At 72.3% G+C, this 15,381-nt stretch carries 13 protein-coding genes; 4 read left to right on the top strand and 9 right to left on the bottom strand.

All coding sequences use genetic code 11. The features are described 5' to 3' along the window. Window positions 1–280: 280 nt before the first annotated feature. On the top strand, window positions 281–1,759 hold the full coding sequence (locus ABH931_RS23990; RefSeq protein ID WP_370116793.1) for an MFS transporter: 1,479 nt from the start codon (window positions 281–283) through the stop codon (window positions 1,757–1,759). Between the two features lie 19 nt (window positions 1,760–1,778). On the opposite strand, the gene ABH931_RS23985 is transcribed toward ABH931_RS23990, so the two are convergent. Further along, window positions 1,779–3,836 (bottom strand): phosphocholine-specific phospholipase C, encoded by a 2,058-nt coding sequence (locus ABH931_RS23985; protein WP_370116790.1) that lies wholly within the window; start codon window positions 3,834–3,836, stop codon window positions 1,779–1,781. 188 nt (window positions 3,837–4,024) lie between these two features. Between ABH931_RS23985 and ABH931_RS23980 the strand changes: the two genes are divergently transcribed. Next, window positions 4,025–5,296 (top strand): multidrug effflux MFS transporter, encoded by a 1,272-nt coding sequence (locus tag ABH931_RS23980; RefSeq protein WP_370116788.1) that lies wholly within the window; start codon window positions 4,025–4,027, stop codon window positions 5,294–5,296. A 13-nt stretch (window positions 5,297–5,309) separates the two neighbouring features. Here the strand turns inward: ABH931_RS23980 and ABH931_RS23975 are convergent, their stop codons facing one another. Beyond that, the gene (locus ABH931_RS23975) at window positions 5,310–5,906 is read right to left on the bottom strand and encodes an SMI1/KNR4 family protein (RefSeq protein ID WP_370116785.1); all 597 of its coding nucleotides are present in this window, start codon (window positions 5,904–5,906) and stop codon (window positions 5,310–5,312) included. A gap of 92 nt (window positions 5,907–5,998) precedes the next feature. Here ABH931_RS23975 and ABH931_RS23970 point away from each other — a divergent pair, with 92 nt between their 5' ends. Continuing rightward, complete coding sequence (locus ABH931_RS23970; RefSeq protein WP_370116782.1) at window positions 5,999–7,210, top strand: serpin family protein; 1,212 nt, start codon at window positions 5,999–6,001, stop codon at window positions 7,208–7,210. On the opposite strand, the gene ABH931_RS23965 is transcribed toward ABH931_RS23970, so the two are convergent. Then, entirely contained in the window at window positions 7,189–8,085 is an 897-nt protein-coding gene (locus ABH931_RS23965; protein ID WP_370116779.1) for a hypothetical protein, read from the bottom strand. The two genes, ABH931_RS23970 and ABH931_RS23965, sit on opposite strands and share 22 nt — an antisense overlap. A 96-nt stretch (window positions 8,086–8,181) precedes the next feature. On the opposite strand from ABH931_RS23965, the gene ABH931_RS23960 reads away from it, so the two are divergent. Beyond that, window positions 8,182–8,310, top strand: coding sequence for a hypothetical protein (locus tag ABH931_RS23960; RefSeq protein WP_370116776.1), 129 nt, complete (start codon window positions 8,182–8,184; stop codon window positions 8,308–8,310). Window positions 8,311–8,364: 54 nt separating this feature from the next. On the opposite strand, the gene ABH931_RS23955 is transcribed toward ABH931_RS23960, so the two are convergent. The 6 genes from ABH931_RS23955 to ABH931_RS23930 form a co-directional block, all read right to left on the bottom strand. Beyond that, window positions 8,365–8,979 (bottom strand): TetR/AcrR family transcriptional regulator, encoded by a 615-nt coding sequence (locus ABH931_RS23955; RefSeq protein WP_370116772.1) that lies wholly within the window; start codon window positions 8,977–8,979, stop codon window positions 8,365–8,367. Between the two features lie 38 nt (window positions 8,980–9,017). Then, a complete protein-coding gene (locus ABH931_RS23950; RefSeq protein ID WP_370116769.1) occupies window positions 9,018–9,797 on the bottom strand; it encodes an ABC transporter permease in 780 nt (259 codons plus the stop codon). Next, window positions 9,794–10,855 (bottom strand): ATP-binding cassette domain-containing protein, encoded by a 1,062-nt coding sequence (locus ABH931_RS23945; protein WP_370116766.1) that lies wholly within the window; start codon window positions 10,853–10,855, stop codon window positions 9,794–9,796. The genes ABH931_RS23950 and ABH931_RS23945 overlap by 4 nt, the downstream gene beginning before the upstream one ends. 207 nt (window positions 10,856–11,062) lie before the next feature. Beyond that, entirely contained in the window at window positions 11,063–11,716 is a 654-nt protein-coding gene (locus tag ABH931_RS23940; RefSeq protein WP_370116763.1) for a PadR family transcriptional regulator, read from the bottom strand. A 60-nt stretch (window positions 11,717–11,776) separates the two neighbouring features. Then, window positions 11,777–12,460, bottom strand: coding sequence for a lytic transglycosylase domain-containing protein (locus ABH931_RS23935; RefSeq protein ID WP_370116760.1), 684 nt, complete (start codon window positions 12,458–12,460; stop codon window positions 11,777–11,779). 7 nt (window positions 12,461–12,467) lie between these two features. Continuing rightward, window positions 12,468–15,356, bottom strand: coding sequence for a DEAD/DEAH box helicase (locus ABH931_RS23930; RefSeq protein WP_370116757.1), 2,889 nt, complete (start codon window positions 15,354–15,356; stop codon window positions 12,468–12,470). Between the last annotated feature and the right edge of the window lie 25 nt (window positions 15,357–15,381).

Genomic DNA, 15,381 nt, shown 5'->3' with positions numbered 1-15,381 from the left:
GCGTTCATCCGGCCTAGGGCCGCAGACGTGGGGACCAAGGTCCCGCGTTGCACTCACCTCAGGGGTGCGGGGCCCTGCCGATGTGCGGCTCCTCCCCCAGCCTTCGGCCGGGAGGTGCCCCAGAGGTGCTCCCTGCGTGGGCGCGAGAACCCTCCCGGGGCGGATGGCCCTTTCCGCTCGGGATCTCCATGCCCACGGAGGGGGTCCCTCCGGCCGAAGGCTGGGGGATTGTCGCGCGGTTCCTCGCGCCCACGGATAGGGCAACGCATAGCCTTCGTGTATGACGCCTTCCCTGCGTTACGCCTCCGGGCCCGGGCGGTGGGTGCTCGCGGCGACCGTGCTCGGCTCGGGGCTGGCCGCGATCGACGCGACGGTCGTCGGCATCGCGTTGCCGGCCATCGGGCGGGACTTCCACGTCGGGCTGGCGGATCTGCAGTGGGTGGTGACCGCCTACACGCTGACCCTCGCGGGCCTGCTGCTGGTGGCCGGCGCCCTCGGTGACCGGTACGGGCGCAAGAAGGTCTTCCTGATCGGCGTCGTGTGGTTCGCGCTCGCCAGCGCGCTCTGCGGGCTCGCGCCCAACGCGACCACCCTCATCGGGGCCCGCGCCCTGCAAGGCGTCGGCGCGGCACTCCTCACGCCGGGAAGCCTGGCCATCCTGGAAGCCTCGTTCGTGCCGGAGGACCGCGGCCGGGCCATCGGCGCGTGGTCCGGGCTGAGCGGGGTGGCGACGGCCGTGGGGCCGTTCCTGGGCGGGTGGCTGGTGCAGGCCGCCTCCTGGCGTCTGATCTTCGCGATCAACCTGCCGCTGGCCGCGCTCGTCGTGGTCCTCGCGATCCGGCACGTCCCGGAGTCGCGCGCTCCTGAGGCGGAGGATGGGGCCGGGGTCGACGTACTGGGCGGGCTGCTGGTCACGCTAGGCCTGGTAGGGCTGACCTACGGGCTGATCGAGGGGCCGTCCCGGGGCTGGCAGAGCGCGGAGGTCCTGGCGTCGCTGCTGCTGGGCGTCGCGCTGCTGGGGGCGTTCCTGTGGTGGCAGACCCGGGCCAAGAATCCGATGCTGCCACTGGCGGTCTTCTCCTCACGGCAGTTCACCGCGACCAACGCGGTGACCTTCGTGCTGTACGGGGCGCTCGGCGGGGTACTGTTCCTGCTGCCCATCCAGTTGCAGCAGGTCTCCGGCTATTCCCCCCTTGAGGCAGGGGTGTCGCTGCTGCCGGTGACGCTGCTGATGCTGACGCTCTCCGCCCGCTCGGGCGCTCTCGCGGGGCGGATCGGGCCGCGGCTGCAGATGAGCGTGGGGCCGTGCCTGGCCGGGATCGGGCTCGCCCTGCTGGTGCGGGTGACCGGCAACGGCTCCTACCTCACCGAGGTGCTGCCCGGCGTATTTGTCCTCGGGCTCGGGCTGGCGGCCACCGTCGCGCCGCTGACCTCGACCGCGCTCTCCTCGGCGCCCGCGCAGCACGCGGGGATGGCCTCGGCGGTGAACAACGACGTGGCCCGCGCGGCCTCACTGATCGCGGTGGCCGTGCTCCCCGCCATCGCGGGGATCACGGGCTCCGCCTACCTGCACCCGCCGACGTTCTCGGCGGGCTTCCACAAGGCCGTGCTGGTCTCCGGCGCGCTGTGCGTGCTGAGCGGGCTGATGGCGGCGGTGCTGATCCGCAACCCGGCCCGGGCGGCCGCCCCGGAGGACGAGGCCGGCCCGGCGGCGCCGCAGCACAGCTGCGGACTGGACGCACCGCCGAACCGGTCCTGAGTCCCTCAGCAGGACGGGGTCAGCCGCTGACGCTGGCGGCGCCGGTCTCGATGTGACCGGTGACCCGGCGGCTCCAGGAGGAGTCGGAGCTGACGGTGACCGTGAAGTCGTACCAGCCGTTCTGGTTGGCGACCGCGTTGAAGTAGTCCGAGGTCGTGGCCCCGGCCGCGACCGAGTACGTCCACGGGCCGTCGGTGCGGTAGTTGTTCGACGTGATGGTGAAGGTGACCGCGCTGGTGCCGGTGTTGGCCAGGTGCACCCAGAGCGCCTCCTTGCCCGTGTCGGGCGCGGCGGCGTAGGTCGTGGTCGCCTCGCAGGTCTTGCCAGCGGCCGTGGTGCTGCCGGTGAAGCGGCGCAGGAAGCGGTTGGGGCCGACGCAGGTGAAGTCGTACTTCCCGCTGCCGTAGTTGGTGCCGACGTTGAAGTAGTCGATCGTGGTGCCGTCGGTGCCGCCTGCGTAGGGGGCGACGGTGTACTGCCAGGGCCCGCCGGTGCGGTAGGCGTTGGCGTAGATGGAGTAGTGCGCGTAGGCGGTGGCCTGCGCACCCTGGTTCGCCATCCGGATCCAGACCAGCGTCTTGCCGCCCGAGTCGAACTCGATGTGGTCGACCCACGCGTTCGGCTGGTACGGCAGCGCGCGGGCCGGACGGGTGCCGGACTCCTGGGTGGGCAGCGCGTTGGTGGTCGGGCTGGGGTTGGGCAGCGGGTCGCAGTTGGCCTGGCCGAAGACCGTGCTCGTCGCGGGCAGGCTCGGCGCGCCGTAGACGGGGTTGGTGAAGTCGAAGGCGCCGGTGAGGTCGCCGCAGACCTGGCGGCGCCAGGCGGAGATGTTCGAGCAGGTGGCCGGGGTGCCCAGCGCCGCGGTCCAGGTCTCCAGGAAGCGGAGCACGGAGGTGTGGTCGTAGACCTGGGAGTCGACCCAGCCGCCGCGGGTCCACGGCGAGACGATGATCATCGGGACGCGGAAGCCGAGGCCGATGTTGGTGCCGGAGTAGAACTCGGCGGCCGTGCCCGAGGGGGCGGCCGGCGGCGGGACGTGGTCGAAGAAGCCGTCGTTCTCGTCGTAGTTGAGGAACAGCACGGTCGAGTCGAAGACGTCCGGGGTGGCAGCGAGCGCCTGGACGACGAGGTTGACGAAGTGCGCGCCGTCGCTCGGCGGGCCGTCGGGGTGCTCCGAGAAGGCCTGGTTGGCGACGACCCAGCTGACCTGCGGCAGAGTGCCGTTGGCGGCATCCGCCTTGATCGCGTTGGCGATGTCGTCCGGCGTCGAGCCAGTCGAGGGGACGGACCCCATGCCGTTCTGGTAGAGCGGGCTCGAGGTCGAGGCACCGGTGAACTGGGTGAAGTAGGCCAGGGCGTTGTCGCCGAAGTTGTCGTTGGCGTTCTGGTAGACCTTCCAGCTCACGCCCGCGTTCTGGAGCGCCTCGGCGTAGGTCGTCCAGTGCAGGCCGGACTCGGAGCCGCCGTCGTAGGCGGCGCCGCCGGCGGTGCCGGCCGGGTCGATCCAGCCCGACCACAGGTAGGTGCGGTTGGGGCCGGTCGCCGACAGGATCGAGCAGTGGTAGGCGTCGCAGATCGTGTAGTTGTCCGCGAGGGCGTAGTGGAAGGGGATGTCCGAGCGGCTGAGGTAGCCCATGGTGCGGACGGTGCCCTTGGCCGAGACCCAGGAGTCCATCTTGCCGTTGTTCCACGCCTTGTGCTGCGTGGACCAGGAGTGGTCGAGCGAGCCGTCGCACTGGGCGATCTGCTCGGAGGTCTGGCCGGAGGCCGGGGCGGTGGTGCTCATCTGCCACGGGTACTGGCGGCCGCTGCCGTTGGGCTGGTTGAAGACGTTGTAGCCGCCCGAGAGCTGCACGGTGGCCTTGTCGGCGAAGCCGCGCACGCCCTTGAGGGTGCCGAAGTAGTGGTCGAAGCTGCGGTTCTCCTGCATCAGCACGACGACGTGCTTGACGTCCGTGATCGTGCCCGTGGTGGCCGCGGCGGCGCGCGACGTGGTACCGGGCAGGGCTTCCAGACCCAGAGCCGCGCCGAGGGCGGCGGCGGATCCGAGGAAAGTACGGCGGGTGACAGGCGCCACTGGGTCCTCCGGAGCGAGAGAGTTCGACCTGGGGACTATCGGGCCCGCAGATGACGCGGATCCCGGTCCAAGGTGGCAGGGACATGAAGCGGAGCCTACTGTTTGGCCCAGACTCGTTATTAATTCGTTACTTACTCTCACCGGGCGGACAGTGAGAGCTACTACCTTCCCGGGAAGGTATTGTGTGGGTGCCCCGCCCCGAACAACCCACCCCCGAGGAGCCGACCACCGTGGACTCCACCCGCCTGGAGCACGCCTCCGAGACCGCCACCGGCGGTACGGACCGGCAGGGCTCCCTCCGCCTGGTGCTGATCCTCGGCGCGCTCTCCGCCTTCGGACCGCTCAGCCTGGACATGTACCTCCCGGGCCTGCCGCAGCTCGCTGCCGACTTCCACACCTCGGACTCCGCCGCGCAGTTGACCCTGACGAGCTGTCTGATAGGCCTCTCGCTCGGCCAGTTGCTGGCCGGACCCCTCGCGGACCGGTGGGGACGCCGCCGCCCGCTGCTGATCGGGCTCGCCGCCTACGCCGCGGCCTCGGTCCTGTGCGCGCTGGCCCCGTCCGTCACCGCGCTGACCGGGCTGCGGATGGTGCAGGGGCTGGCGGGCGGCGCCGGGATCGTCATCTCCCGGGCCGTCGTCTCCGACCTGTACCAGGGCGTCGCGGCGGCGCGGTTCTTCTCGCTGCTGATGCTGGTCAACGGCAGCGCACCGATCCTCGCTCCGCTCTTCGGCGGACAACTGCTGCGGATCACCGACTGGCGCGGCGTCTTCGTGGCCCTCTCGGTGATCGGCTGCGCGCTGACGGCGGCGGCCACCCTGGGGCTGCGCGAGACCCTGCCGCCGACGGAACGCCGCGCGGGCGGTCTCGGCGACACCCTGCGCACCATGGGCACGCTGCTGCGCGACCGGGCCTTCGTCGGCTACGCGCTCTCCGGCGGCTTCGCGCTGGCGGCGATGTTCGCCTACATCTCCGGCTCGTCGTTCGTGCTGCAGAGCGTCTACGGCCTGAGCGCGCAGACCTTCTCGCTCGTCTTCGGCGCCAACGCGCTCGGCATCGTGGCCCTCGGCCAGCTCAACACCGTGCTGCTGCGCCGCTTCACGGTCGAGACCCTGCTGCGCGCGGGCCTCGCCCTCAGCGCGGCGGGCGGGCTCGGACTGCTGGCCTCCGTGCACTTCGGCTGGGGCCTGCCGGGCGTGCTGGCGGGGCTCTTCGTCCTGGTCTCCAGCATCGGCCTGATCGGGCCCAACGGCACCGCCCGCGCCATGGACGGCCACGCCGGCCGCCGCGGCGCGGCCAGCGCGCTCGTCGGCCTCCTCCAGTACGGCGCGGGCGGCCTCGCCGCCCCCCTCGTCGGCCTCGGCGGCAGCGGCACCGCCCTGCCGATGGCCGTCGTGGCGGCGTCGTTCGCCGTTGCCGGGGTGCTGACGTACGCCCTGCTGGTGCGGCAGCGGGCCTGAGGCGCGAGGCGCCTCAGCGACGCACGTCCCAGCTCAGGACCCGCTCACCCGCCGGGGTCTCCCCCGGTGCGGGCCGGAAGACGCCGAACGGCTCTGCGCTGCGGACGGAATCGGCCAGTGCGGCGAAGAGCTCTGTGAGGCCCGACGCCCAGACCGTGGTCTCGCAATCGCCTAAGCCCATGCCGAACTCGTGCACCATCCCGTATCCGGGGCCCGGCCGGTGGTCGACGAAGGCGAGCCCGCCGTCGATGGAGTGCGCGAAGGGGACCCACTGGTGCGGGTGCCCCATCACGGCGTCCTCGTCCTCCCAGACGCCCGCGTCGCGGTTCTCCTGCTCGTAGTCGGCGAACATGGCGTTGATCTCGGCGATCTCGACCGCCGCGCAGAGGCGGTGCGACAGCGGCAGGAAGCCAACAGACGTGCGCGACGCTCCCTCGTGCAGCTCCAGCAGGCCCCGCAGCTCGGGGTGGAGCGCGAAGCCCAGCGCCGCCTCCAGCGCCGCGAGGCGCTCCGCCGACGCGGGCGGGCGCAGTGCCGTGTAGGAAGCCGGCGCCTGCCTGACCAGACATGAGGCGAAGCGGGTCCAGGCCTGGTGCAGGGTCTCGGTCATGGACGGACAGCGTAGTGAATTCGGTTGCCGTGCCCGCAGTCGGCCGACAGACTCTCCGCTCATCGCACGACGAGAGACGGGCAGGTATCGGCATGGCGTCGGCGGGAGTGGTTCGGGCGGTCAGCGCCCTGACGGCGCGGTGGGCACAGGCCCTGCTGCCCGCCGACGCGGTGACCCGGGACACCGTCTTCTCCCCCGTCGGCGTCTGGCCGTTGCTCGCGGCGCTCGCCGCGGGCGCGGACGGGGGCGCGCGGGCGGAACTGGAGGAGGCCGTCGGGCTGCCGGCCGCCGGGGCGATGGGCGGGGCGCGGGAGTTGATGGCCGCGCTGCGGCGTATGCCCGGCGTCTGCGCCGCGTTGGGGCTGTGGACGCGGGAAGCGCTGGAGCTGGAGCCGGGTTGGGCGCTCGGGCTGCCGGAGGGCGTCCACGGCGCGATCAGCGGCGACCCGGCCGTCGACAAGCCGCGTCTGGACACGTGGGCGAAGGACGCTACGGACGGGCGGATCCCGGAGCTGCCGGTCCAGGTGGACGAGGACACCATGCTGGTCCTGGCGAGCGGCCTGCTCGCCAGGAGCCGCTGGCTGCAGCCGTTCTGGGAGACCGCGCACGTCGTCGAGCACGGCCCGTGGGCGGGCCGGGACATCGCAGCGCTCGTCCGTAGCACCAGCGTGCTGGACCGCGCCGCGCTGTTGGAGACGGCCGACGCCGCCGTCACCGAACTGCGGGTGCTCGGCCGTGGCGGCATCGACGTCCACCTGCTCCTCGGCGAGGAGCACACCGCACCCGCCACGGTGCTGGCCGCCGGCCTCGACGCGCTGGCCCACCCGCGCCTGCGCACCGGCGCGCACCTGCTGCCACTCGGCGAACCCGGCCCGGGGCTTTCGGTGCGCCACGGCCGCAGCTTCGACCGCGATCCCGAGCTCACCACCACGGTCGTGCCGTTCGACCTGGCCTGCGAGCACAACCTGCTCGCCGACCACGCCGTCTTCGGGCTGACCAGTGCCAGGGATGCCGCACGCGGCCACTTCTCCGGGATCAGCGTGAGCCGACCGCTCGCCGTCGGCTCCGCCCGGCAGTCGGCGACGACGAAGTTCACCGCGAAGGGCTTCGAGGCGGCGGCAGTGACCTCGATCGCCTTGAGTGTCGGCGGCGCCTTCGTGCCGCGCCCGACCTACCGGGTCAAGCAGGTCGAGCTCACCATCGACCGCCCGCACGGGTTCCTCGCCGTACACCGCACCTCCCGGCTGGTCCTGGCGGCCGGGTGGGTCGGGCAGCCGAAGGACTACGAGGACGACTGGGCCTGAGTGGCCGCCGCGCCGAAGCCCTTGGGCGGCGCCACGTGCCCGAACCACGCCTGCGTCTCCTCCGGCGGCAGCACACGGGTCACAGCGATCGAGGCCGTCATCATCGGGAAGAACCGGCCAGCGTTCCAGCCGCGCCGGTACGGCAGCGGGTCGAGGACGAGCAGGCGGCGGCCGTCCACGACCGGGATGTCGGCCGGGTTGCCCTCGTTCCAGATCCAGCTGCCATCGGGGGCGACCAGGTTGAACGGTCCCTCGGCGTGCAGGCCGCCGAGGTCCGCGTCGGGGGCGAAGGGCGCGTCGAGGGACAGGGCGACGATCCGGGCGTCCGGGGCCTGGCCTGGCAGGTGGCCGCCACCGATCAGGGCGTGGGCCAGCAGGGTGTGCAACTGGAAGTTGTCGCCGATGCCCCCGATGCGCAACTCGAACCCGGTACCCGACGGGCGGTGCAGCACGACCAACGGCTCGTCGTCCAGGACCTCCAGGGCGTAGGCGAGGCACTTGAGGTCGTGCGCGCCCAGCTCGGCGACCGCGCGGACCAGTGCGGTCAGCTCGGCGGTGCCGGCCGCCGCCCGGCGGACCGGCACGCTGCGGCACAGCACCGCGAGCGCGGGCGGCTGCCACTGGTCGAGCGAGCACCACGCCAGGGCCAGGCGCAGCGCCTCGTAGTGCTCGCCGCCGAGGCGGCTGAGCATCGCGTCGTCGACGGCCTGCTCGTCGGGCTCCGGCAGCTCCGCGTCGGCGTCGGCGGCCCGCCAGCGGCGGGCGAACTCCAGTGCGTCGGTGAGCGTCTCGCGCACGGCCGTCAGGATCGGCTCGGCGCAGGCCGCCGGGTCGGCGCCCTGTTCGACGCAGAAGCCGGCCATCATCGCCAGCATCGGCCGGGGGCCGACCGGCGGGAAGGCCGGGAGCAGGGCGGCGAGGCGCGCGCCGAACTCGGCCCCCTCCCCCTTCGGTCCGGTCCGCAGGGCTGCATGGTGGCGCCGAAGGCGCGCTCGGTCCGCTGGGGGTCGCGCTCCGCGACGCCCTGCTCCAGCTCGGCGACGGCCGCCGCCAAGCCGGAGTCCTTCGTCCGCTTCTTGAAGATCACCGCCGCACCCTAGCGGCGGCCACCGACAGGCGCCAGGGTTCGGCGTCAGGGGTTCGGCGTCAGGGTCTCAGCTGGTCAGGCCGCGCTCGACCAGGTCCAGCGTCGCGTCCAGCATCGCCGCGCGGGTCGCGGCGTCGCAGACGGCCAGGGGGCCGTCGATGGTGAGCAGGGCGAGGCCGTGGAGGGCCGCCCAGGAGGGGAACTCGGCGCCGGGGCGGCGTTCGGCGGGCATGAGGCCCGCCGCGAGCAGCGCGTCCAGGGCTCCGGCGACGATGCGGAAGGCCCGGTACTCCCCCAGCTCCCGCTCGTCGACGGCGAGTTCACGCACGCCGTGGCAGAAGGCGGTGCGGAACAGCCCCGGCTCCGCCACGGCGAAGCCGACGTAGGCGGCGCCGAGGGCGCGCAGGCGCTCGCGCGGGTCGGCGTCAGCCGGGATCGCCTCCTCCAAGGCGTCCGCGAGGAGTTCGTGCCCGCGTTCCTTCGCGACCCGCAGCAGCTCCTCGTGGGAGGAGAAGTGCCGGTAGGCGGCCGCCGCCGAGACGCCCGCGCGGCGGGCGGCCTCGCGCAGGACGACGGCCTCGGGGCCGCCCTCCCGGGCGAGGGCGACCGCCTCGCGGGCGAGTGCGTTGGCGAGGTCGCCGTGGTGATAGCGGGCACGGGCGGCAGAACGGGTGTCGGACACATCCCCGATTCTGCCGCCCCAACCGGTCGAACGTGAGGTCAGACCGACTTCTGGTAACTGCGGAAGGTCCGCATCGAGAGCCAGACCGCCGCCGCGGACAGCAGCACCAGCCAGCTGCCGTGGCTGAACACCGACCACCAGTCGGGCGAGGCGGCCATCGCCGCGCGCCCGGCCTCCAGCGCCCAGTTGACCGGGTTGAACCGGGCCACGACCTGCATCCAGTGCGGCATCAGGGTCGTCGCCATGAACGCCGAGGAGAGGAAGGTCAGCGGGAGCAACAGGAAGGTGTTGATCCCGATGATCGACTCCCGCTCACGGACCAGCATGCCGAGCGCGTTCGAGAAGGCCCCGAAGATCGTCCCGAGCACGGACGAGGCGACGACGAGGATGACCAGCCCCGCCGCCCCTCCCGGGTAGTGGGCTCCGCCGAGCCACCCCAGCAGCACGATGATCACGGACTGGAACGCCGTGGTCAGCGCCTGCATGACCACGTTGGCGTTCATCAGCGCGCTGCGGCGCACCGGCGTGATCAGGAAGCGGTTCAGCGTGCCGCGTTCGATCTCCTCCAGGGTGCCCATGCCGGCCCACATGTTGGAGGAGACGGCGCTCATCACGATGACGCCGGGGACCAGGTAGTCGAGGTAGGAGCCGGAGCCGAAGCCGGGAATCTCCACGACCTTGCGGAACAGCGCCCCGAACAGGAACAGCCAGATCACCGGCTGGATCAGGGTGATGATCAGGTAGGCGGGCTGCCGCAGGAACGCCATGAACTGGCGCTGCGTCATGAACCAGGTGTCGCTGACGACGGTGGTGCTCATCGACCCGCTCCTTCCAGGGTGCTCTCCGCGGAGGAGAAGCTGCGGCCGGCGTAGCGGAGGTAGACGTCGTCCAGCGAGGGCCGGGCGACGGTGACAGCGGCGACGGCGAGGCCGATCCGGTCGAGCGCCGAGAGCACGGCGGGGACGGCGGCGGCACCGTTCTCCGCGCGGGCGGAGACCCGGCGGCCGGCCAGGGTGATGTCGCGAACGCCCTCGACGGAGCCGATGGCGCCGATGACGGGCAGTTCGTCGGCGACGGGGGTGGCCAGCTCGACGGCGATCGCGTCGCCGCGCAGCTCGCCCTTGAGCTCGTCGGGCGTGCCCTGGACCACCACGCGACCGCGGTCGACGATGGCGAGGCGGGTGGCGAGCTTGTCCGCCTCCTCCAGGTAGTGGGTGGTGAGCAGGATGGTCAGGCCGTCGGCCCCGGCCAGGCGCTCGATCTCCTCCCACATCGCGGTACGGGCCTCCGGGTCCAGGCCGGTGGTCGGCTCGTCGAGGAAGAGCACCTGCGGACGGTGGACCAGCCCGATGGCGACGTCGAGGCGGCGCAGCATGCCGCCGGAGTACGTCTTGACCTGCCGCCCGGCGGCGTCGGCGAGGTCGAACCGCTCCAGCAGCGCGTCGACCCGGCAGGTCAGTTCGGTGCCGCGCATGCCGTAGAGGCGGCCCTGGAGAACGAGGTTGTCCCGGCCCGTGGCGACAGGATCGGCCCCGGACTTCTGGGCGACGACGCCGATGGCGCGGCGCACCCGGTCCGGCTCGCGCCGGACGTCGTAGCCGGCCACCGTGGCGCTGCCGGAGTCGGCGGCGGCGAGGGTGGTGAGGATCTTGACGGTGGTGGACTTGCCGGCGCCGTTCGGGCCGAGCAGGCCGAAGACGATGCCGGGCTCGACGCTGATGCTGAGCCCGTCCAGCGCGCGCACGCCCTCCGGCCGCGCCTTGCCACGACCCTTGGGGTGGTAGGTCTTGACCAGGTCGACGGCGTGCACGGCGGCTGCGCCCTCGGCCCGGTCGGGGACGGCGCCGAGCGACGCCCTCCGGGTTTCGGTGTTCATGACGGGATTCCTCCGGTCGTGACGGCGATGCCGATCTACGACGGGGGATCCGGAGCTACGATGGGGATGCGTGTTCCTCGTATGCACCGAATCACCTGTTGCCGCAGGCCGGTCGCGAGGTTCCGGCCCCCGTTCGGTGTTGCCGCACCGGGCGGGGGCCCTTTCTGTTGTGTCGTGAGTCAGTCGGGGCTCGAAAGACGGCTCGCGTCAGTCGGGGCGCGAAAGACGGCTCGCGCGCTCCTCCAGGTCCGTCCACTCCTGCGGCGGCGCGCCGGTGGCGTGGTAGGCACGCCAGCCGTCCAGCCCGCTCAGGGTGTTGGTCTCCATCCGCCGCAGCAGTCCGCGCAGCCACTCGGCCTCGGCCCGCTGCATGGCCAGCGCGTACTCGGCCTCCACCAGGAAGACGTCGGGCAGCACGGCCCGGCACTCCTCCAGGGTGGCAGCCGCCACTGACACGCCGTCATCCAGCGTGGCGAGCCGCTTGCGCAACAGCGCCTCGACCTCGTCCGGCGGGAGCGAGCCCGCCAGCGAGAGGCCCGCCTCGAACTGCGGATACTCCTTGACCGGGACGCTGAGCAGCTCCGAAAGCCAGTCGTGCAGCTCGGCGCGGCCGGCCTCGGTGATGCCGTAGACCGTGCGCTCGGGCCTGCGGCCGTCCCGCTCGGTGCCTGCGGCCTCGATGAAGCCGTGCTTCTCCAGGTTCTGGACCACGGTGTAGAGCGACCCAAAATTGATCTTGATGCTTGCCTGCTTGCCACGCTGGCGGAGCACCTGGGCCATCTCGTACGGGTGACGCGGCGTCTCGGCGCACATGGAGAGCACCGCCAGTGCCAGCGGGTTGCTCAGCTTGCGCTTCGCCATCGCGCCACCTCCTTACTCGTAGACGAGTATATGAGCACGGGTATAGCGCGTGTCAATACGCTATATCGCGATAGCCTTCCCGGCCTTCTCCCAGTTGGAGCGCGTCGTGTCGAGGTACTGCTGCGCCTGCGGCCCGAGCGCGACACCGCGCGCGAAGGCGCGCATGTTGCCGGGGCCGGTGTTGTAGCCGAGGGCCAGCAGCTCGTCCGTGGTCAGTGCCGGGACATGGTGCGCCGGGAGCTGCGCGGCGAGGTCGTGCAGGTACCAGGCCTCGGCGCGGATCGCCAGGTCCGGGTCGTCGGGCAGCTCCAGCCAGGAGCGGGAGGCGAACGGACGACCCTGCTTCACCTGGTCGAAGGTGGCCTCGTGCATGTTGGCGACGCCGAGGGAGGCGGTCGGCTTCAGCTTCAGCCAGGACCGCTCGAAGGCCGGGTCGTGCGGCTTGTAGTCCTCGTTGTAGAGCACGGCCATCACCAGCTGCGGATCCACCCCCGCCTCGTGCGCCCGGGCCCGCACCTGGGCGGCGAACTGGGACGGGTCGTAGCTGCCCGTGTACCAGCTGCCCGACGCGGAGGCGCTCGGTGACGGGTGGCCGGCGACGGCGTGCGCGCCCGACGCGGACGGCGAGGCCGTCGCGTCGGCCGAGGCGCCGCCGTCGTGACCGTGCATCACCGCCCAGACGAGCACGCCCGCCAGCGCGACGACCGCCCACGCACCCCAGGCCGAACGTCCCCGCCGTGCCACCGCCGGCTCACCCCACCGACGAGTAGGCGATGATGCCGCGCCGGACCGCGTCGACGGCCTTGCGCGCGGCCGCGCGCACCTCGCCGTCGGCCGGGGCCGCGTTCTGGATCTGGCCCAGCACGTCGATCAGCTGGCGCGTCCAGCGCACGAAGTCGCCGGCCGGCAGGTCGGCCTCGCGCAGCACCTTGTCGAGCGAGTCGCCCGAGGCCCAGCGGAAGGCCGTGAAGGCGAAGCCGAGATCGGGCTCGCGCCGCACCCAGCCCTCCATGGTGGAGAGCTTGTGCTGCTCCTCCAGGGCGTCCAGGTGGCCCCAGATCTGCCGCATCGTGTCAAGCGCCGGACGGGCCTTGCCCTCCGGCAGCTTGACCGCGCTCGGGTCGTCGTCGCCGCGCGACTCGAAGACCAGTGCCGAGGCGCAGGCCGCGAGCTCGGCGGGGCTCAGCCCCTCCCAGACGCCCTCGCGCAGGCACTCCGAGGCCAGCAGGTCCAGGTCGCCGTAGAGGCGGCCCAGGCGCTTGCCGTGCTCGGTGACCGAGTCGCCCTCCAGGTAGTCCAGGTCGGCGAGCAGGGCGCAGACCCGGTCGAAGGTGCGGGCGATGGTGTGGGTGCGCGAGCGCATCCGGCGCTCGAGCTGCTCGGTGTCGCGCTTGAGCCGGTCGTAGCGCTCGCCCCAGCGGGCGTGGTCCTCACGCTCGTCGCAGCCGTGGCAGGGGTGTGCCCGCAGCTCGGCCCGCAGCCGGGCGATCTCGGGATCGTCCGCCGCCGCCGCGCGACCCCGGCGCGTACGCTCCGGATCGATGTGCCCGGCCTTCTGGCGCAGCGCCGAGGCAAGATCCCGCCGGGACTGCGGGCTGCGCGGGTTGAAGGACTTGGGGATCCGCAGGCGCTCGATCGGCTCGACGGGCACCGGGAAGTCGATCATCGCGAGGCGCTTGACCTGCCGCTCGGCGGTCAGCACGACCGGGCGCGGCCCGTCCTGGTAGTCGTGGCCGCGGCCGTTGCCGTAGCCGCGGGTGCCGTGCCGGGAGACCGGCGGCAGACCCGGGTCCAGCACCAGCGCGAGCCCGGCGAACCGGCCGCTCGGCACGTGGATGATGTCGCCGGGGCGCAGCTTCTCCAGCGAGTCGGACGCGCTGGCCCGGCGCTGCGCCTGGCCCTCGCGGGCCAGCGACTGCTCGCGGTCCTTCAGGGCCCGGCGCAGGCCCATGTACGCGTCGAAGTCGCCCAGGTGGCAGGTGACCGCCTCGCGGTAGCCGGCCAGGCCCTCCTCGTTGCGCTGCACCTGCCGCGCGATACCGACGACGGAGCGGTCCGCCTGGAACTGCGCGAAGGAGGTCTCCAGCAGCTCGCGGGCGGTGTGCCGGCCGAACTGGGAGACGAGGTTGACGGCCATGTTGTAGGACGGCTTGAACGAGGAGCGCAGCGGATAGGTACGCGTGCCCGCCAGACCCGCGAGGGCGGACGGGTCCAGGTTCGACTGCCACAGCACCACGGCGTGGCCCTCGACGTCGATGCCGCGGCGCCCGGCCCGGCCGGTCAGCTGGGTGTACTCACCCGGCGTGACGTCGGCGTGGGTCTCCCCGTTCCACTTGACGAGCTTCTCCATCACCACGGAGCGGGCCGGCATGTTGATGCCCAGCGCGAGGGTCTCCGTCGCGAAGACGGCCTTGCACAGGCCGCGCTGGAACAGCTCCTCGACGACCTCCTTGAAGGTCGGCAGCATGCCCGCGTGGTGGGCGGCGATGCCGCGCTCCAGCGCGTCCAGCCACTCGAAGTAGCCGAGCACGTGCAGGTCCTCGGGCGGGATGTTCACCGTCCGGGACTCCACCAGGGTGCGGACCTCGGCCCGCTCGGCGTCGTTGTTGAGCCGCAGGCCGGCGTGCAGGCACTGCTGGACGGCGGCCTCGCAGCCGGCCCGGCTGAAGATGAAGGTGATCGCGGGCAGCAGACCCTCGGCGTCCAGGCGGTCGATCACCTCGACGCGGCTCGGCGTCCAGGCCCGGCCCGGGCGGCCGTTCGGCATCGAGCGACCCCGGCCGCGGTTGTCGAAGCGGCCGCGCCCGGCCCCGCGACGGTCCAGCTCGGCGCGGGCGAGCCGCACCAGCTCCGGGTTGACGTCGGCCTCGCCGCCGCGCCCGGCGCCACCCTCGCGCTTGCGCCCGGACGCGCGCTCCTCGGCGACACGGGAGGTGAACAGGTCGTACATCCGGTTCCCGGCCAGCACGTGCTGCCACAGCGGCACCGGGCGGTGCTCGGAGACGATGACCTTGGTGCCGCCGCGCACGGTGTCCAGCCAGTCGCCGAACTCCTCGGCGTTGGAGACGGTGGCGGAGAGCGAGACCAGGGTGACCGACTCGGGCAGGTGGATGATCACCTCCTCCCACACGGCGCCGCGGAAGCGGTCGGCGAGGTAGTGCACCTCGTCCATGACCACGTACCCGAGGCCGGTGAGCGTGGAGGAGCTCGCGTAGAGCATGTTGCGCAGCACCTCCGTCGTCATGACGACGACGGGTGCCTCGCTGTTGATGGTGTTGTCACCGGTCAGCAGCCCGACCCGGTCGGGCCCGTAGCGCTTGACCAGGTCCTGGTACTTCTGGTTCGACAGCGCCTTGATGGGTGTCGTGTAGAAGCACTTGCGGCCCTGGTTCAGCGCCAGGTGCACGGCGAACTCGCCGACGATGGTCTTGCCGGAGCCGGTCGGGGCGGCCACCAGCACACCCTCGCCGCCCTCCAGGGCCTGACAGGCCTCCACCTGGAACTCGTCCAGGGGGAAGTCGTACAGCTGCCGGAAGGCGTGCAGCGCGCTTGCCTCCTCCTTGGCGCGGAGCCGCGCGGCGGCGTAGCGCTCGGAGGGGCTGAGGTTCTCGTCAGCTGAGGACAGGTTCTGGTCAGTCATCTCGCCTAGGAGCGTACCCGTCCGG

The organism is Streptacidiphilus sp. MAP12-33, from assembly GCF_041261265.1.
In the GTDB taxonomy this organism is placed as follows: Bacteria; Actinomycetota; Actinomycetes; order Streptomycetales; family Streptomycetaceae; genus Streptacidiphilus.
This window is presented reverse-complemented; position numbering and strand designations above follow the sequence as displayed.

Coding starts and splice junctions, on each gene's coding strand:
- ABH931_RS23990 (WP_370116793.1), top strand. CDS start 281: ATGACGCCTTCCCTGCGTTACGCCTCCGGGCCCGGGCGGTGGGTGCTC.
- ABH931_RS23975 (WP_370116785.1), bottom strand. CDS start 5,906: ATGACCGAGACCCTGCACCAGGCCTGGACCCGCTTCGCCTCATGTCTG.
- ABH931_RS23970 (WP_370116782.1), top strand. CDS start 5,999: ATGGCGTCGGCGGGAGTGGTTCGGGCGGTCAGCGCCCTGACGGCGCGG.
- ABH931_RS23965 (WP_370116779.1), bottom strand. CDS start 8,085: ATGCTGGCGATGATGGCCGGCTTCTGCGTCGAACAGGGCGCCGACCCG.
- ABH931_RS23960 (WP_370116776.1), top strand. CDS start 8,182: ATGGTGGCGCCGAAGGCGCGCTCGGTCCGCTGGGGGTCGCGCTCCGCG.
- ABH931_RS23950 (WP_370116769.1), bottom strand. CDS start 9,797: ATGAGCACCACCGTCGTCAGCGACACCTGGTTCATGACGCAGCGCCAG.
- ABH931_RS23945 (WP_370116766.1), bottom strand. CDS start 10,855: ATGAACACCGAAACCCGGAGGGCGTCGCTCGGCGCCGTCCCCGACCGG.
- ABH931_RS23940 (WP_370116763.1), bottom strand. CDS start 11,716: ATGGCGAAGCGCAAGCTGAGCAACCCGCTGGCACTGGCGGTGCTCTCC.
- ABH931_RS23930 (WP_370116757.1), bottom strand. CDS start 15,356: ATGACTGACCAGAACCTGTCCTCAGCTGACGAGAACCTCAGCCCCTCC.